This is a genomic window from Streptomyces sp. NBC_01803 (assembly GCF_035917415.1).
GTDB lineage: Bacteria > Actinomycetota > Actinomycetes > Streptomycetales > Streptomycetaceae > Streptomyces.
In genome coordinates, this window is record NZ_CP109073.1 from 5,371,358 (window position 1) to 5,385,320 (window position 13,963).

15 protein-coding genes are annotated in these 13,963 nt (G+C 74.1%); 13 read left to right on the forward strand and 2 right to left on the reverse strand.

What is annotated here, in order from left to right; all coding sequences use genetic code 11:
• Window positions 1-43: 43 nt before the first annotated feature.
• From OIE51_RS24510 to mycP, 6 genes are all read left to right on the forward strand, one after another.
• On the forward strand, window positions 44-1,414 hold the full coding sequence (locus OIE51_RS24510) for a glutamine synthetase family protein (protein WP_326600000.1): 1,371 nt from the start codon (window positions 44-46) through the stop codon (window positions 1,412-1,414).
• On the forward strand, window positions 1,411-2,811 hold the full coding sequence (locus tag OIE51_RS24515; protein WP_326600001.1) for an aldehyde dehydrogenase family protein: 1,401 nt from the start codon (window positions 1,411-1,413) through the stop codon (window positions 2,809-2,811). Before OIE51_RS24510 ends, OIE51_RS24515 begins: the two co-directional genes overlap by 4 nt.
• Before the next feature lie 143 nt (window positions 2,812-2,954).
• The gene (locus OIE51_RS24520) at window positions 2,955-3,740 is read left to right on the forward strand and encodes a 3-oxoacyl-ACP reductase (RefSeq protein ID WP_326600002.1); all 786 of its coding nucleotides are present in this window, start codon (window positions 2,955-2,957) and stop codon (window positions 3,738-3,740) included.
• Between the two features lie 105 nt (window positions 3,741-3,845).
• Window positions 3,846-4,841 carry a DUF2510 domain-containing protein gene (locus tag OIE51_RS24525; RefSeq protein ID WP_326600003.1) on the forward strand — a complete coding sequence of 332 codons (996 nt, stop codon included), beginning with the start codon at window positions 3,846-3,848 and terminating at the stop codon, window positions 4,839-4,841.
• Between the two features lie 132 nt (window positions 4,842-4,973).
• Window positions 4,974-5,825: a hypothetical protein gene (locus OIE51_RS24530; protein ID WP_326600005.1), complete on the forward strand. Its 852-nt coding sequence runs from the start codon at window positions 4,974-4,976 to the stop codon at window positions 5,823-5,825.
• Window positions 5,822-7,057 carry a type VII secretion-associated serine protease mycosin gene (gene mycP, locus OIE51_RS24535; RefSeq protein WP_326600007.1) on the forward strand — a complete coding sequence of 412 codons (1,236 nt, stop codon included), beginning with the start codon at window positions 5,822-5,824 and terminating at the stop codon, window positions 7,055-7,057. The genes OIE51_RS24530 and mycP overlap by 4 nt, the downstream gene beginning before the upstream one ends.
• Here mycP and OIE51_RS24540 read toward each other — a convergent pair.
• Window positions 7,017-7,967, reverse strand: coding sequence for a serine hydrolase (locus OIE51_RS24540; RefSeq protein ID WP_326600008.1), 951 nt, complete (start codon window positions 7,965-7,967; stop codon window positions 7,017-7,019). The genes mycP and OIE51_RS24540 overlap by 41 nt on opposite strands.
• A gap of 132 nt (window positions 7,968-8,099) precedes the next feature.
• Between OIE51_RS24540 and OIE51_RS24545 the strand changes: the two genes are divergently transcribed.
• Together OIE51_RS24545 and OIE51_RS24550 are read left to right on the forward strand one after the other, a co-directional pair.
• Window positions 8,100-8,825 carry an SseB family protein gene (locus tag OIE51_RS24545; RefSeq protein ID WP_326600009.1) on the forward strand — a complete coding sequence of 242 codons (726 nt, stop codon included), beginning with the start codon at window positions 8,100-8,102 and terminating at the stop codon, window positions 8,823-8,825.
• 122 nt (window positions 8,826-8,947) lie between these two features.
• Window positions 8,948-9,676 (forward strand): MIP/aquaporin family protein, encoded by a 729-nt coding sequence (locus OIE51_RS24550; RefSeq protein WP_326600011.1) that lies wholly within the window; start codon window positions 8,948-8,950, stop codon window positions 9,674-9,676.
• On the opposite strand, the gene OIE51_RS24555 is transcribed toward OIE51_RS24550, so the two are convergent.
• The gene (locus OIE51_RS24555) at window positions 9,654-10,001 is read right to left on the reverse strand and encodes a DUF1844 domain-containing protein (RefSeq protein WP_326600012.1); all 348 of its coding nucleotides are present in this window, start codon (window positions 9,999-10,001) and stop codon (window positions 9,654-9,656) included. The two genes, OIE51_RS24550 and OIE51_RS24555, sit on opposite strands and share 23 nt — an antisense overlap.
• 340 nt (window positions 10,002-10,341) lie before the next feature.
• Between OIE51_RS24555 and infC the strand changes: the two genes are divergently transcribed.
• The 5 genes from infC to OIE51_RS24580 all read left to right on the forward strand — a co-directional run bounded on the left by infC (window position 10,342) and on the right by OIE51_RS24580 (window position 13,859).
• On the forward strand, window positions 10,342-10,974 hold the full coding sequence (gene infC, locus OIE51_RS24560; protein ID WP_326600785.1) for a translation initiation factor IF-3: 633 nt from the start codon (window positions 10,342-10,344) through the stop codon (window positions 10,972-10,974).
• A 59-nt stretch (window positions 10,975-11,033) separates the two neighbouring features.
• The gene (gene rpmI, locus OIE51_RS24565) at window positions 11,034-11,228 is read left to right on the forward strand and encodes a 50S ribosomal protein L35 (RefSeq protein ID WP_326600014.1); all 195 of its coding nucleotides are present in this window, start codon (window positions 11,034-11,036) and stop codon (window positions 11,226-11,228) included.
• 115 nt (window positions 11,229-11,343) lie between these two features.
• Window positions 11,344-11,730, forward strand: a complete 387-nt coding sequence (gene rplT / locus OIE51_RS24570; RefSeq protein WP_326600016.1) for a 50S ribosomal protein L20 — start codon at window positions 11,344-11,346, stop codon at window positions 11,728-11,730.
• 124 nt (window positions 11,731-11,854) lie between these two features.
• On the forward strand, window positions 11,855-12,706 hold the full coding sequence (locus tag OIE51_RS24575) for a TrmH family RNA methyltransferase (RefSeq protein ID WP_326600018.1): 852 nt from the start codon (window positions 11,855-11,857) through the stop codon (window positions 12,704-12,706).
• 73 nt (window positions 12,707-12,779) lie between these two features.
• The gene (locus OIE51_RS24580) at window positions 12,780-13,859 is read left to right on the forward strand and encodes a sensor histidine kinase (protein WP_326600019.1); all 1,080 of its coding nucleotides are present in this window, start codon (window positions 12,780-12,782) and stop codon (window positions 13,857-13,859) included.
• Window positions 13,860-13,963 lie beyond the last annotated feature (104 nt).

Here is a 13,963-nt window from a genome sequence, read left to right on the forward strand (position 1 = left end):
GATACCTTATGGCCTCCGGCTGAAGCGACAGGAGGCCGCAGACGTGGCGATCCGCACACCCCCGCTGTCCATCGAGGAGCTGAGAGGTCTGGTCGACCTCGGCGAGCTCGACACCGTCGTCCTCGCCTTCACCGACATGCAGGGCAGGCTCCAGGGCAAGCGGTTCGCCGCCCGCTTCTTCCTCACCGAGGTCCTGCCCCACGGCACCGAGGGCTGCGACTACCTGCTCGCCGTGGACGCCGACATGAACACCGTCGACGGATACGCCATGTCCTCCTGGGAGCGCGGTTACGGCGACTTCGCCCTGCACGGCGACCCCGCCACCCTGCGCCGCGTCCCCTGGCACCCCGGCACCGCCATGATCACCGCCGACCTCGCCTGGCACGACGGCTCGCCCGTGGCCGTCTCGCCCCGCCAGATCCTGCGCCGCCAGCTCGACCGGCTGGCCGAGCGCGGCTGGACCGCCTTCGTGGGCACCGAGCTGGAGTTCATGGTCTTCAAGAACACCTACGAGGACGCCTGGAACGCGGCCTACCGGGGCCTGACCCCGGCCAACCAGTACAACGTCGACTACTCGGTGCTCGGCACCGGCCGCGTCGAGCCGCTGCTGCGCCGTATCCGCAACGAGATGGGCGCCGCGGGGCTCACCGTCGAGTCCGCCAAGGGCGAGTGCAACCTGGGCCAGCACGAGATCGCTTTCCGTTACGCCGACGCCCTTACCACCTGCGACCAGCACAGCGTCTACAAGACCGGCGCCAAGGAGATCGCCGCCCAGGAGGGCGTGGCCCTGACGTTCATGGCCAAGTACGACGAGCGCGAGGGCAATTCCTGCCACATCCACTTCTCGCTGCGCGACGAGGACGGTCGGCCCGTCTTCGCCGACTCCGCCGGACCGTACGGCGGCATGTCGGCGACGATGCGGCACTTCCTCGCCGGACAGCTCGCCGCCCTGCGCGAGCTGAGCCTGCTCCACGCCCCGAACGTCAACTCCTACAAGCGTTTCCGGGCCGGCTCCTTCGCCCCCACCGCCGTCGGCTGGGGCCCCGACAACCGCACCTGCGCGCTGCGCGTCGTCGGCCACGGTCCCTCCCTGCGCATGGAGAACCGGGTCCCCGGTGGGGACGTCAACCCCTACCTCGCGGTGGCCGGCATGATCGCGGCCGGGCTGCACGGCGTCGAGCACGGCCTCGAACTCCCCGGGCCGGAGACCGGGAACGCCTACACGGGCGACGCCGACCGCGTTCCGGCCACCCTGCGCGACGCCGCCGCGCTGTGGGCCGGTAGCCGGCTCGCCCGCGAGGCGTTCGGCGACGAGGTGGTGGACCACTACCTCAACATGGCTCGCGTCGAGCAGGACGCCTACGACTCCGCCGTCACCGACTGGGAGCGGTTCCGCTCCTTCGAGCGCATGTGAGGACACCGATCGCCGTGCACGACGAGCCGCAGGTCCGCGAACACCGGGTGGTCAACCCGGCCACCGAGGAGCTGATCGCCACCGTCCCCGCGACCACCCCCGCCGAGGTCGACGCCGCCGTCCGGCGCGCGGCGCCGGCCCAGCGGCGGTGGGCCGCCCTCGCGCCCGCCGACCGCGCCCGGCTGCTGCGCCGGTTCGCCGCCGCCGTGGACACGGCGGCCGAGGAACTGGCGCTGCTGGAGGTCCGGGAGGCCGGTCACCCGCTGGGCAACGCCCGCTGGGAGGCGGGCAACGTCCGTGACCTGCTCGACTACGCCGCCGGGGGAGTGGAGCGCCTGACGGGCCGTCAGATCCCGGTCGCCGGTGGCCTGGACGTCACCTTCCACGAGCCGCTCGGCACCGTCGCCGTGATCGCCCCGTGGAACTTCCCGATGCCCGTGGCCGCTTGGGGGACCGCCCCCGCGCTCGCCGCCGGGAACGCCGTCCTGCTCAAACCGGCCGAGACCACTCCACTGACCGCCCTGCGGCTGGCCGAACTCGCCCTGGACGCGGGGCTGCCCGCGGGCCTGTTCCAGGTGCTGCCCGGCGCCGGACCGGTCACGGGCACGGCCCTTGTCGACCATCCCGGCGTCGCCAAGGTGGTGTTCACCGGCTCCACCACCGTCGGCAAGGGCATCATGGCCCGCTGCGCGGCCCGGGTGAAGCGCGTGACTCTCGAACTCGGGGGCAAGAGCCCGAACATCGTCTTCGCCGACGCCGACGTGGAGCGCGCCGCCGCCACCGCGCCCGGCTCGTTCCTCGACAACAGCGGTCAGGACTGCTGCGCCCGCAGCCGTATTCTCGTCCAACACGCCGTCTACGACCGGTTCCTGGAGCTGCTGGAGCCGGCCGTGCACGCCGTCCGGGCCGGCGACCCGGCCGATCCCGCCACCGCCCTGGGCCCGTTGATCTCCGCCGCGCAGCGCGAGCGCGTGCGGTCCTACGTCCCCGAGGACGCGCCCGCCGCCATCCGCGGTGAGGTCCCGGCGGGCCCGGGGTACTGGTATCCGGCGACCGTGCTGGAGGCGCGCGCGGCCGGCGACCGGGCCGCCGCCGAGGAGATCTTCGGCCCGGTCGCCGTCGTCACCCCCTTCGCGGACGAGGAGGAGGCGATCCGGCTGGCCAACGCCACCGACTACGGGCTCTCCGGCTCGATCTGGACCCGGGACGTCGGCCGCGCGCTGCGCGTCTCGCGCGCCGTCGCCGCGGGCAACCTGTCGGTCAACTCGCACAGCAGCGTCCGTTACGCCACGCCCTTCGGCGGGTTCAAGCAGTCGGGGCTCGGCCGCGAGCTGGGCCCGGACGCCCTGGCCGCGTTCACCGAGACCAAGAACGTCTTCCTCGACACCGAGCACTGAGCACTGAGCACTGAGCATCGACCACCAAGCACCGAGCACTGAGCATCGACCACCAAGCACCGGGCATCGACCACCGAGCACCGAGCACCGAGCACCGAGCACCGAGCACCGAGCACCGAGCACCGAACGACAAGGGGACCGCAGTGACCGAGACCACCGCCGTATGCCGCCGCCTCGTGGGCCGCACCGCCGTCGTCACGGGGGCGGGCAGCGGCATCGGCCTGGCGACCGCCCGCCGGCTGGCCGCCGAGGGCGCCCACGTGGTCTGCGCGGACGTGGACACCGAGCGGGGCGAGGCCGCCGCGGCCGAGACCGGCGGCCGGTACGTGCCGACCGACGTCACCGACGAGGAGCAGGTCGAGGCGCTGTTCAAGGCTGCCCACGACACCTACGGCTCGGTCGACATCGCGTTCAACAACGCCGGTATCTCGCCGCCCGACGACGACTCCATCCTCACCACAGGGCTGGACGCCTGGCAGCGGGTACAGCGGACCAACCTCACCTCGGTCTTCCTGTGCTGCAAGGCCGTCATCCCCTACATGCGCCGCCAGGGCAAGGGCTCCATCATCAACACCGCCTCGTTCGTCGCCGTGATGGGCGCCGCCACCTCCCAGATCAGCTACACCGCCTCCAAGGGCGGCGTGCTCGCGATGTCCCGGGAGCTGGGCGTGCAGTTCGCCCGCGAGGGCATCCGCGTCAACGCCCTGTGCCCCGGGCCGGTCAACACCCCGCTGCTGAAGGAACTGTTCGCCAAGGACCCGGAGCGCGCCGCGCGCCGGCTGGTCCACGTGCCGGTGGGGCGGTTCGCCGAGCCGGAGGAGATCGCCGCCGCTGTGGCCTTCCTCGCCAGCGACGACTCGTCGTTCGTCAACGCCGCCGACTTCCTGGTGGACGGCGGCATCTCGGGCGCGTATGTGACGCCCTTGTAGCCACATCGCGAGGGGAAGCGGCCGGATACGGCCGGACGGGATCGGACGCAGCCGGATCGGTGCTGGCCGGGGCGGGCGCGGCTGTGAGAGGTTCACCGGGTGAGCATGACGACTCCGCCCGGTTGGTACCCCGACCCCGGCCACTCCAACGCCGGGCCCGCGCTGGAGCGGTGGTGGGACGGCTCCGCCTGGACCGGTCAAACCCGGGCCGTCGGCGGCGGCTCCCCGGCGGCCCCCGCGGTGTCCCTGGCGCCCCCGGGATACCAGCCGTTCGGCCCGCCGCCGCCCTCGCCGTCGTCGCCGCCCGGGCGCCGCCGGGGCGTGGTCGCCGCGGTCGTGACCGGCGGCGTGGCCGTGGCCGCCGCCCTGGCGGTCACCGCCGTGCTGCTCCTCGGCGGCGGCGACGGAGACGGCGGCGGAGACGGAGACGAACGCGCCGACGGGCCGAGCGCCTCGGCGGAGGAGGATCCCGGCGACGCCGGCGGCGCCCCCGGGGACGGGACGCCCGAGGACGAGCCGGGCCAGGACGACGAACGGCCGGATCCGGACGGGGAGTCCGGCGATCCGGGCGGTGGCGCGGCCGGGTTCACCGAAGCGGCGGCCGGCGGCGTCGCCCTGCCCCTGCTCGACGGCTGGACGGAGGGCGAGCTGACCGACGGCGTCGCCGTGACCTCCGGGGCGTACCCCTGCCCCCGGGACGAGAGCCTGCGGTGCGTCAGCGGTGGCGCGTTCCTCTTCGTCCTGCCCGGGATGGCGAGCGTCCCCGCCGAGGAGGTCGTGGCCGCCGACATCGGCGAGAACGAGCGCGAGTCCTACAACGACGAGGCGTACGGGGGCGTCACCGGCTCGCAGCGGGTCCTCGCCGAGGAGGTGACCGTCGCGGGGCAGGAGGGCTACCGCGTCCGGAGCCGGATCGAGACCGAGGCGGGCACCCGGGCGTACGTGGAATCCGTCGCCTTTCCCGCTCCCGACGGCTCCGGCGACCTGATCGTGATCCGGCTCGGATTCGACATCGGGGACGACGCTCCGCCGGTGGCCGATCTGGATCGTGTGGTGCTCGGCGCCCGGGCCGTCTCCGGCGCACCCGGTACCGAAGTCTGAGGTCGCGACCGTAGAGTGACCCCAGTCGAGCGAGATCAGCGGGACGCGGGCTGGCCGGGGAGTGTGCCGATGAACACCGAGCAGGGACCGCGAAGTTCACAGCTTCCGCCCCTGACGCCTCCGGTCCCGCCCGTGCCGCCGAGGCCCTCCGCGCCGCCCCGACCCGCCCCGGCCGTCCGGGTCCACGCGGCCCTCACCGCCCTCACCGCCCGCGCCGCCACGGTGAGCGCCTCCACCCGGCTGATCGGCGCGGTGATCTGTCTTGTGCTCGGCACCGGGCTGCTCGGCGGGGCCGCCGCCGGAACGTGGCTGGCCGGTGACGGCGACGACCGCACCGCCGCGCAGGTCGCGTTCGACGAGGGCCGGGCGCTGTGGCGCGAAGTCCCCGTGGACGAGCTGTTCCCGCCCGAGCTCGCCGCCGAGGAGGCCGGACCGGGCGGCGCCGACCGGCGCTGGATACGGGTGGCGGTCGCCCCCGACAGCGGCTGCGACCGGGCGTTCGACCCGCTGCTCGCCGACGCGCTCGCGTCGGTCGGCTGCCACCGCCTGGTCCGCGCCACCTACACCGACGAGACCGCGACCAACGTGACCACGGTCGGACTGCTCTTCACCGAGGCGGACACCACCGGCATGGCCGCGCTGAGCGAACGGCTCACCGCCGACAGCCTGGCCACCCGGCCCGATCTGATGCCCCGCCCCTTCCCCGTTCCCGGGACCCCCGCCGAGGACTTCGGAGACGCGCAGCGCGGCTCCTGGAGCATCCGGGTCGTCCCCGAACTGCCCGTCGTGGCCTACACGGTCACTGGATTCGCCGACGGCCGCGCCGTCTCCGAGCCCGAGCCGGCCGCCGAGGCCACCGCCGACGGCCACCACACCACCATCGCGCTCGCCGGCCTCGGCCACGACGCCGAGGCCGTCGCGGACCGGGTCGAGCGCGGCCTGCGCGCGACGGCCGCCCGGCAGGCCGCCCAGGAGCCCCAATGACCCCGCGCCGCCCGCGCCGCCCGCGCAAGCTGCTCGCCGCCCTCGCCTTCGGGGCGCTGCTCGCCGCCGGCCCGCCGCTCGGCACCGCGCCCGCGAGCGCCGACTCCATCCGCGACCAGCAGCAGTGGGCGCTGGACGCGATCAACGCCCCGGACGCCTGGGAGACCACGCGCGGCGCCGGCGTCACCGTCGCCGTGCTCGACACCGGCGTCGACGCCTCCCACCCCGACCTGACGGGCGCGGTGCTGGACGGACAGGACTTCGTCGGCATGGGCGCCGAGCGCGGCGACCCCCAATGGGCCGAGCACGGCACCGCGATGGCCGCCATCATCGCCGGTCGCGGACACGGCGCCGACGGTGGCGACGGCGTGCTCGGCGTCGCCCCCCAGGCCGAGATCCTGCCCGTCCGGGTGCTGCTGGAGGACGACGACCCCGATCGCGACGAGGCCCGGGAGACGCGCTCGGGCGCGCTCGCCGAGGGCATCCGCTGGGCGGCCGACCACGGCGCCGACGTCATCAACCTCTCCCTGGGCGACGACAGCGAGTCCGCCCATCCCGACCCCGAGGAGGACGCGGCCGTCCGCTACGCGCTGGCCGAGGGCGCGGTGGTGGTGGCCTCGGCGGGCAACGGCGGCGAGAACGGCGACCCCGTCTCCTACCCGGCCGGCTACCCCGGCGTGATCGCCGTCGCGGCCGTCGACCGGAGCGGCAGCCCCGCCGAGTTCTCCACCCGCCGCTGGTACGCCACCCTCAGCGCGCCGGGCAAGGACGTCATCGTGGCCGACCCCGACCGCGACTACTACACCGGCTGGGGAACGTCGGCGGCGGCGGCGTTCGTCTCCGGCTCGGCCGCGCTGCTGTGCGCCGCCTACCCCGACCTCTCCCCGGTCCAGGTACGGCGGCTCCTCACCGACACCGCGCAGAACCCGCCGGAGGCCGGCCGCGACGACGCGCTGGGCAGCGGCGTCGTCGACCCGGCGGCGGCCCTGGCGGCGGCGGAGGTGATCACGGCCGACTCGGCGGTGGCGGTGGAGAGTTACGCGGAGGAGTACTTCGGGCCCGGCCCGCGCCCGGTGGAGTCCGGCTCGGGCGGCGTGGCGTGGCTCGCGCCCGTGGCGGGCGCGCTCGGTGTGCTGCTGCTGGGCGCCTCGGCGGCGCTGGTCGGCGGGATCGCCCGCCTGCGGGGGAAGGTCAGACGCCAGGCCGCTGGCCGGTCCGGGCTCCCGTACTGAGCGCGTCCACGGCGGCGACGGCGGCGGTCTCCACGACGGCTATGCCGTCGGCGTGCGTGAGGTGGCCGTCGGAGACGACGGCCACGAGATACTCCTCTCCCCCCGAGGTGACGCGGCCGATGCTGTTGACGTCCCACAGGCCGGTCCGGGTCCGCGGCAGCCAGCCGTTCTTCAGCTCGAACGCCTCGTCGGCCGCCGCCGATATCCCCCACCGCTGGCCGGGCACCACCCCGGCCATCAGCTCCCGTATGTACGACCGCGACGCGGCGTCCAGCGGCGAGTCGTCGCCGTAGACCACCCGCAGCAGGGCTATCTGGTCCGCGCTCGTGGTCTGGGTCAGACCCCAGTGGCCGTCCGGGCCGCCGGTCGTCTCGGTCAGGCCGAGCCGCTCGTTGGCCGCGTCCAGCCCCGGGGCGCCGCCTATGGACCGCCACAGCTCGTCGGCCGCCGCGTTGTCGCTGCGCTGGATCATGACCTCGGCGCTCTGCCGCTCCGCCTGGGTCAGCTGCCGCCCCTCGTCCTGCGCCTGGAGGAGCAGGACGGCCAGGATGTCCACCTTGGCGATGCTGGCGGTGTCGTACAGGTCGTCGCCGTACGCGGCGCTCGCGCCGGTCTCCAGGGAGACCACGGCGACGGACAGCCGGGTGTCACCCTCGGCGATCAGCGGCGCCACGGCCTCGGTCAGCAGCGCGGTCGCCCCGTCCGGCGGCTGGAGCGACCGCGGCGCGGCACCGGCCCGCTCCCACACGGGCCCGGGTGCCGCGGGGTCCGCCGCGCCGAGCGAGGACCCCACGTCGTCCGGCGTCAGCCCCAACGGCCCCGCGTCGCCGGCGGCGAGGACGGCCAGCAGCGTGGTGGCGAGCGCGGTGTTCACCACCACGGCTGGGCTGATCCGCCGCGGCAAACTCATGATCAGCACGTTATCTCTCCGTAGTGCCATAGTCATCGCCCGTTGAATGAAGAACACGTAACAGCCGACGCGGGAACGGCGGCCCCGCCGGCCGCCGACGGGCCGGGCCCGGGCGCCGGATACCCTCGACGGGTGGCGCTCAAGAACATCCCCCGGCCCGCCTTCGCGGACGACGACGGAGCCGCGGACCCCGCGCTCGCCCAGGCGCTCGCCGACTGGTCGCGCGACCCGGCGGCCGAGCCCCGGCTCCTGACGGCGCTCGCGGGGGCCCGCCTCCTGGTCCCCGTCGTCGCCGTCCTCGGCGAGGCGGAGACCGGCCCGGACGGTCTGCGCCGCGAGAAGAGCAGCGACATGGCGGTGCTCACCCTGGCCCTCCCGGACGGCCGCCGCGCCCTGCCGGTCTTCACCGCCACCCAGACTCTGGCCCGCTGGCGCCCCGACGCTCGCCCGGTCGCGGTCACCACCGGACAGGCGCTGCGCGCCGCCGTCCAGGAGAACGCGGGCGCGCTGGTCCTCGACGTCGCCGGGCCGGTCACCTACGAGCTGGCCGGCGCCGCCCTGCGGGCCGTCGCGGGCGGCGGCACGCCCGCCGCGCACCCCGCCGTCGTCCGGGCCGTGCGCGACCTGCTGCGGGCCGAGCCCGCGGTGACCGCCGCCCACCTGGTCCCGGGCGGCGAGGCGGACGGCACCCTGGCCCTGACGTTCGACGCCACCGCCGACGCGGCCGACGCGGCCGGTCGTCTCGCCCGCGCCCTGGCCGCCGACGAGACCTTGCGCGGCCACTTGGTGCGCGGCCTGCGCCTGGCGGTCCTGCCTCCCACCAGCACCCTCCCGGGCGAGCCGACCTACCGCCGCTGACCTCCCCGCCCGCCGCCGCGCCTCCCGGGGCGCGGGCCACCCGACCGGCACCGCCGGAGTGCGTCCGGCGCGGGCCTGGCGAAGACTGCGAAGCAAGTCACCCGTCAGGCACTGGAGGGCGCATGACCAGCGAGACGTCCGGCGAGACCGACGCGCAGCCGCTCGCGGCCGAGCTGCTGGGGACCCTGCTCCTCGTCTTCTTCGGCGTCGGCTCCGCCGTGCTGGCCGGTGAGTACATCGGCACCCTCGGCATCGCGCTGACCTTCGCGTTCACGCTGCTGGCGCTCGTGCACGTCCTCGGGCCGGTCTCCGGCTCCCACGTCAACCCGGCGGTGACGCTGGCGATGCTGCTCGCGGGCCGGATGGGACCGCGCGCGGCCGGGATGTACTGGGCGGCGCAGCTCGCCGGCGCCATCATCGGGGCCGCCCTGCTCTTCCTGGTGGCCCATCAGGTGCCGGGTCTGGAGACGAGCGACGCGTTCGGCAGCAACGGCTACGACGACCGCTCGGCCGTCGGCCTGTCCATCGGTGGCTCCTTCGTCACCGAGGTGATGCTGACGTTCCTGCTCGTCTTCGTGTTCCTCTCGGTGACCCGCGAGGTCACCTCGCGTGGCCTGGACGGCGTGCCGATCGGGCTGGCTCTGGGCGCGGTCAGCCTGATCGGCGTCCCGTTGACCGGCGCCTCGGTCAACCCGGCGCGCAGCCTCGGCCCCGCGCTCTTCGCGGGCGGGGACGCGCTGGCGCAGCTGTGGCTGTTCCTCCTCGCGCCGCTGATCGGCGCGGCCCTCGCGGCGCTGGTGCACCGCGTCGTCCTCGCGCCGCCCGGCGTCAGCCGTGGACCGGTCCGGTGAACTTCTCACCCGGTCCCTGGCCCGGCTCGTCCGGCACGGCGGACGCCTCCCGGAAGGCGAGCTGCAACGACTTCAGTCCGTCCCGCAGGGGGGCCGCGTGGTAGGTGCTCACCTCGGTCGCGCTGGCCGTCACCAGACCGGCCAGCGCGGTGATCAGCTTGCGGGCCTCGTCCAGATCCTTGTGCCTGTCGCCCTCCTCGGCCAGCCCGAGATTGACCGCGGCGGAACTCATCAAGTGCACCGCGACCGTCGTGATCAGCTCCACCGCGGGCACGTCCGCGATATCCCTGGTCATGCCGCCGATGTCGTCACTCGTGTCGCTCATGGCGCCCAGACTATGCCGGGCGGATGGGCGGGTGGCACGCGGCTAGCGCACGGCGTGCGGTCTTGCAAGGCTGATGTACCATGGAAAGCGACCGGCCGGACATTCGTGTGTTCCGGCCCGCAAGTGGAGGGCTCCGCACTCCCACCTCCCGGCCCCTGGGTCGGCAGGTCACTGGTCAGGTCGCGCCCCGCGGTGACACCGTGGCGGTGCTCCCGGTCTGCGTGGAGCCCCGCCTGTGTGCCGTTCGGGGCGTTTTTTGACGCCGCCGTGCGGCGGTCCACATGATCTATCCAGCGCGGCTGTTCGCCAGACATCCGCGCGGCGCAACCGAGGAGGCCCCATCAGCGCCGAACCCCGCATCAACGACCGGATCCGCGTCCCCGAGGTGCGACTCGTTGGTCCCAGTGGCGAGCAGGTCGGCATCGTGCCGCTTGCCAAGGCCCTGGAGCTTGCCCAGGAATATGACCTGGACCTGGTAGAGGTGGCGGCCACCGCCCGCCCGCCGGTCTGCAAGCTCATGGACTACGGGAAGTTCAAGTACGAGTCGGCCATGAAGGCCCGTGAGGCGCGCAAGAACCAGGCGCACACGGTCATCAAGGAGATGAAGCTCCGGCCGAAGATCGACCCGCACGACTATGACACCAAGAAGGGTCACGTCGTCCGGTTCCTGAAGCAGGGGGACAAGGTCAAGATCACGATCATGTTCCGCGGTCGCGAGCAGTCCCGCCCCGAGCTGGGGTTCCGGCTGCTGCAGCGGCTCGCCGAGGACGTCCAGGATCTGGGCTTTGTCGAGTCCAACCCCAAGCAGGACGGCCGGAACATGATCATGGTCCTCGGTCCGCACAAGAAGAAGACCGAGGCGATGGCCGAGGCACGGGAGGCACAGGCCGCCCGCAAGGCCGAGCGCCAGCACCAGCAGGAAGCTGAGCGCCAGCAGGAAGCCGAGCGCCAGCAGGGCAAGGCGTCGGCCTGACGCCGAGCGCCGCCCCGCCGGGCGCAGGACAGTGAAGACGACGAGGAGAGAACGGCGACATGCCGAAGAACAAGACGCACAGCGGTGCCGGTAAGCGCTTCAAGATCACTGGCTCCGGCAAGGTGATGCGCCAGCGCGCCGGTCGCCGTCACTACCTGGAGCACAAGTCGTCGACGCTGACCCGTCGCCTCGCCGGCACGACGGAGACGGCTCCGGCCGACGCCAAGAGGATCAAGAAGCTTCTCGGCAAGTGATCCGGCCGCGACCGCACGCCGACTCCCGGCGGCGGGCGCCGGACAGCCGACCGGACCCCCCATCCGTTTCCGGGCCGCGTGAGAATCCCGCGGCCCCGCAACAAGGAGTACACACGTGGCACGCGTGAAGCGCGCAGTCAACGCCCACAAGAAGCGCCGGGCGATTCTGGAGCAGGCCAGCGGCTACCGCGGTCAGCGCTCCCGGCTGTACCGGAAGGCGAAGGAGCAGGTCACCCACTCCCTCGTCTACAACTACAACGACCGCAAGAAGCGCAAGGGCGACTTCCGGCAGCTCTGGATCCAGCGCATCAACGCCGCCGCCCGCGCCAACGGCGTCACCTACAACCGCTTCATCCAGGGTCTGAAGGCCGCGGAGATCGAGGTGGACCGCAAGATGCTCGCCGAGCTGGCGGTCAACGACCCGAACGCCTTCACGGTGCTGGTCGAGACGGCGCAGAAGGCGCTGCCGAGCGACGTGAACGCGCCCAGGGCCGCGGCCTGAGCGACGTCTCCACGTCCCAGCGCGACCAGGACCCGCAGGCCCCGTGCCTGCGGGTCCCGCGTTTCCCCCGCCGTCCGCCTCCGCCGCTCCCCGCCCGCCGTCGCACAGAAGTGAGCCGTCCGCCATGGGTCCCGCCGCCGAGCTGACCTCCCCGCGCTCCCCGCGCGCCGTCGCCGCGAGGCGGCTGGTCCGTCGCGGCTTCCGGGGCAAGGAACGCAGGTTCCTCGCCGAGGGACCGCAGGCGGTGCGGGAGGCCGTCGCCCACCGCGCCGACGGCCTCGCCACGCTGGTCGAGCTCTTCGCCACGCCCGAGGCCGCCGAGCGGCACGAGGAGGTCGTCGGGGCCGCGCACGCGGCGGGCGCCCGGGTCCACCTGGCCGGTCCGGAGCTCCTCGCCGGCCTCTCGCAGACCGTCACGCCGCAGGGGCTCGTCGGCGTCTGCCGCTTCCTCGACCGCCCGCTCGACGAGATCCTCGCCGCCCGCCCCCGGCTGGTCGCCGTGCTCGCCCACGTCCGCGACCCCGGCAACGCCGGCACGGTGCTGCGCTGCGCCGACGCCGCGGGGGCCGACGCCGTCGTGCTCACCGACGCCTCCGTCGACCTCTACAACCCCAAGGCGGTCCGCGCCTCCGCCGGGAGCCTCTTCCACCTCCCGGTGGCCGTCGGCGTGCCGGTCGAGCGGGCCGTGCGGGGCCTCGCCGACGCCGGGGTGCGGGTGCTGGCCGCCGACGGCGGCGGCGATCGCGACCTGGACGCCGAGCTGGACGCGGACCGCATGGGCGGCCCCACCGCGTGGATCTTCGGCAACGAGGCGTGGGGCCTGCCCGAGACGACGCGCGCGCTCGCCGACGCGGTCGTCCGCGTGCCCCTGCACGGCCGGGCCGAGAGCCTGAACCTCGCCACCGCCGCCGCCGTCTGCCTCTACGCCTCGGCGCGCGCCCAGCGCGCGCCCGGCGGCTGTCGCGCGGCACGGTGACCGCCCCCGCCGGGGACGGTCGCACCCGGCGAGCACTAGTAGGCTGACGCGCACGCGGAGAGGGGCGAACGGGATGGACACGGCATCCGGCGCCGGGGAGTTGGACCTCCGGCCCGATGATCTTCCCGACGGGCTTGTGGTCGCCGACCGGCTCGGCCTGGTCACGTGCTTCAACGCCGAGGCCGCACGGCTCACCGGCCGGGCGCCGGGCGCCGCGCTCGGCCGCCCCATCGGGGACGCGCTCCCGCTGGAGGACCTCGACGGCCACCCCTGGTGGCGGGTCACGGATCCCTACCACGGCCTGGCCACCCGCTCCGGCCAGCCCGAGCGGAACCTGCTGCTGCCCGGCGGGCGCGAGGTGCTGGTCTCCGCCCGCTATGTCCGCACCCGCCCCGGCGGGCCGGTCCGCCGCCTCGTCGTCGCCCTGCGCGGCACCGACGCCAGGAAGCGCGCCGAACGCAGCAACGCCCAGCTGATCGCCACCGTCGCCCACGAGCTGCGCTCCCCGCTCACCTCCGTCAAGGGCTTCACGGCCACCATGCTCGACAAGTGGGAGCGCTTCACCGACGACCAGAAGCGGCTCATGCTCCAGACCGTCGACGGCGACGCCGACCGCGTCACCCGCCTCATCACCGAGCTGCTCGACGTCTCCCGCATCGACTCGGGACGGCTGGAGATCCGGCGCCAGCCGGTCCGGCTGGACGAGGCGGTCCGTCGCCACGTGGAGACGCTGGTCAACGGCGGCTGCCCGGCCGACCGTTTCGACCTGTGCGTCGCCGGGCCGCTGCCCGGCCTGTGGGCGGACCCGGACAAGATGGACCAGGTGCTGGTCAACCTGCTGGAAAACGCCGTGCGGCACGGCGCGGGGACTGTCACCATCGAGATGGACCGTGTACCGCCGAGCAGAACGCGACAGGAAGGCATGTCCGTCACCGTGAGCGACGAAGGACCCGGCATCCCCGAAGAGGCGATGCAACGGGTCTTCACGCGCTTCTGGCGCGGTAGCGACCGCGGCGGCACGGGGCTCGGCCTGTACATCGTCAAGGGCATCGTCGAGGCCCACGGCGGCACCGTCACCGTCGGCAGGTCCGCCGGGGGCGGCGCCCGGTTCCGATTTATCCTGCCCGCGGGCACCCCGGCGTTCCTCTCCTGACGCCCTCCGGCAGGCCCCGCGGGCTCCCACCGCATGCGTAACAGTCACGTGTGCCCCCTTAGACTCGGTCCCGGGCACCCCGGGGCGCGCAGCGGGGCGCAAGC

Bases quoted from the DNA above. Each gene is read 5' to 3' on its own strand.
- OIE51_RS24525 (WP_326600003.1), top strand. From the start codon at position 3,846: ATGACGACTCCGCCCGGTTGGTACCCCGACCCCGGCCACTCCAACGCC.
- mycP (WP_326600007.1), top strand. From the start codon at position 5,822: ATGACCCCGCGCCGCCCGCGCCGCCCGCGCAAGCTGCTCGCCGCCCTC.
- OIE51_RS24540 (WP_326600008.1), bottom strand. From the start codon at position 7,967: ATGAGTTTGCCGCGGCGGATCAGCCCAGCCGTGGTGGTGAACACCGCG.
- OIE51_RS24550 (WP_326600011.1), top strand. From the start codon at position 8,948: ATGACCAGCGAGACGTCCGGCGAGACCGACGCGCAGCCGCTCGCGGCC.
- OIE51_RS24555 (WP_326600012.1), bottom strand. From the start codon at position 10,001: ATGAGCGACACGAGTGACGACATCGGCGGCATGACCAGGGATATCGCG.
- rpmI (WP_326600014.1), top strand. From the start codon at position 11,034: ATGCCGAAGAACAAGACGCACAGCGGTGCCGGTAAGCGCTTCAAGATC.
- OIE51_RS24575 (WP_326600018.1), top strand. From the start codon at position 11,855: ATGGGTCCCGCCGCCGAGCTGACCTCCCCGCGCTCCCCGCGCGCCGTC.
- OIE51_RS24580 (WP_326600019.1), top strand. From the start codon at position 12,780: ATGGACACGGCATCCGGCGCCGGGGAGTTGGACCTCCGGCCCGATGAT.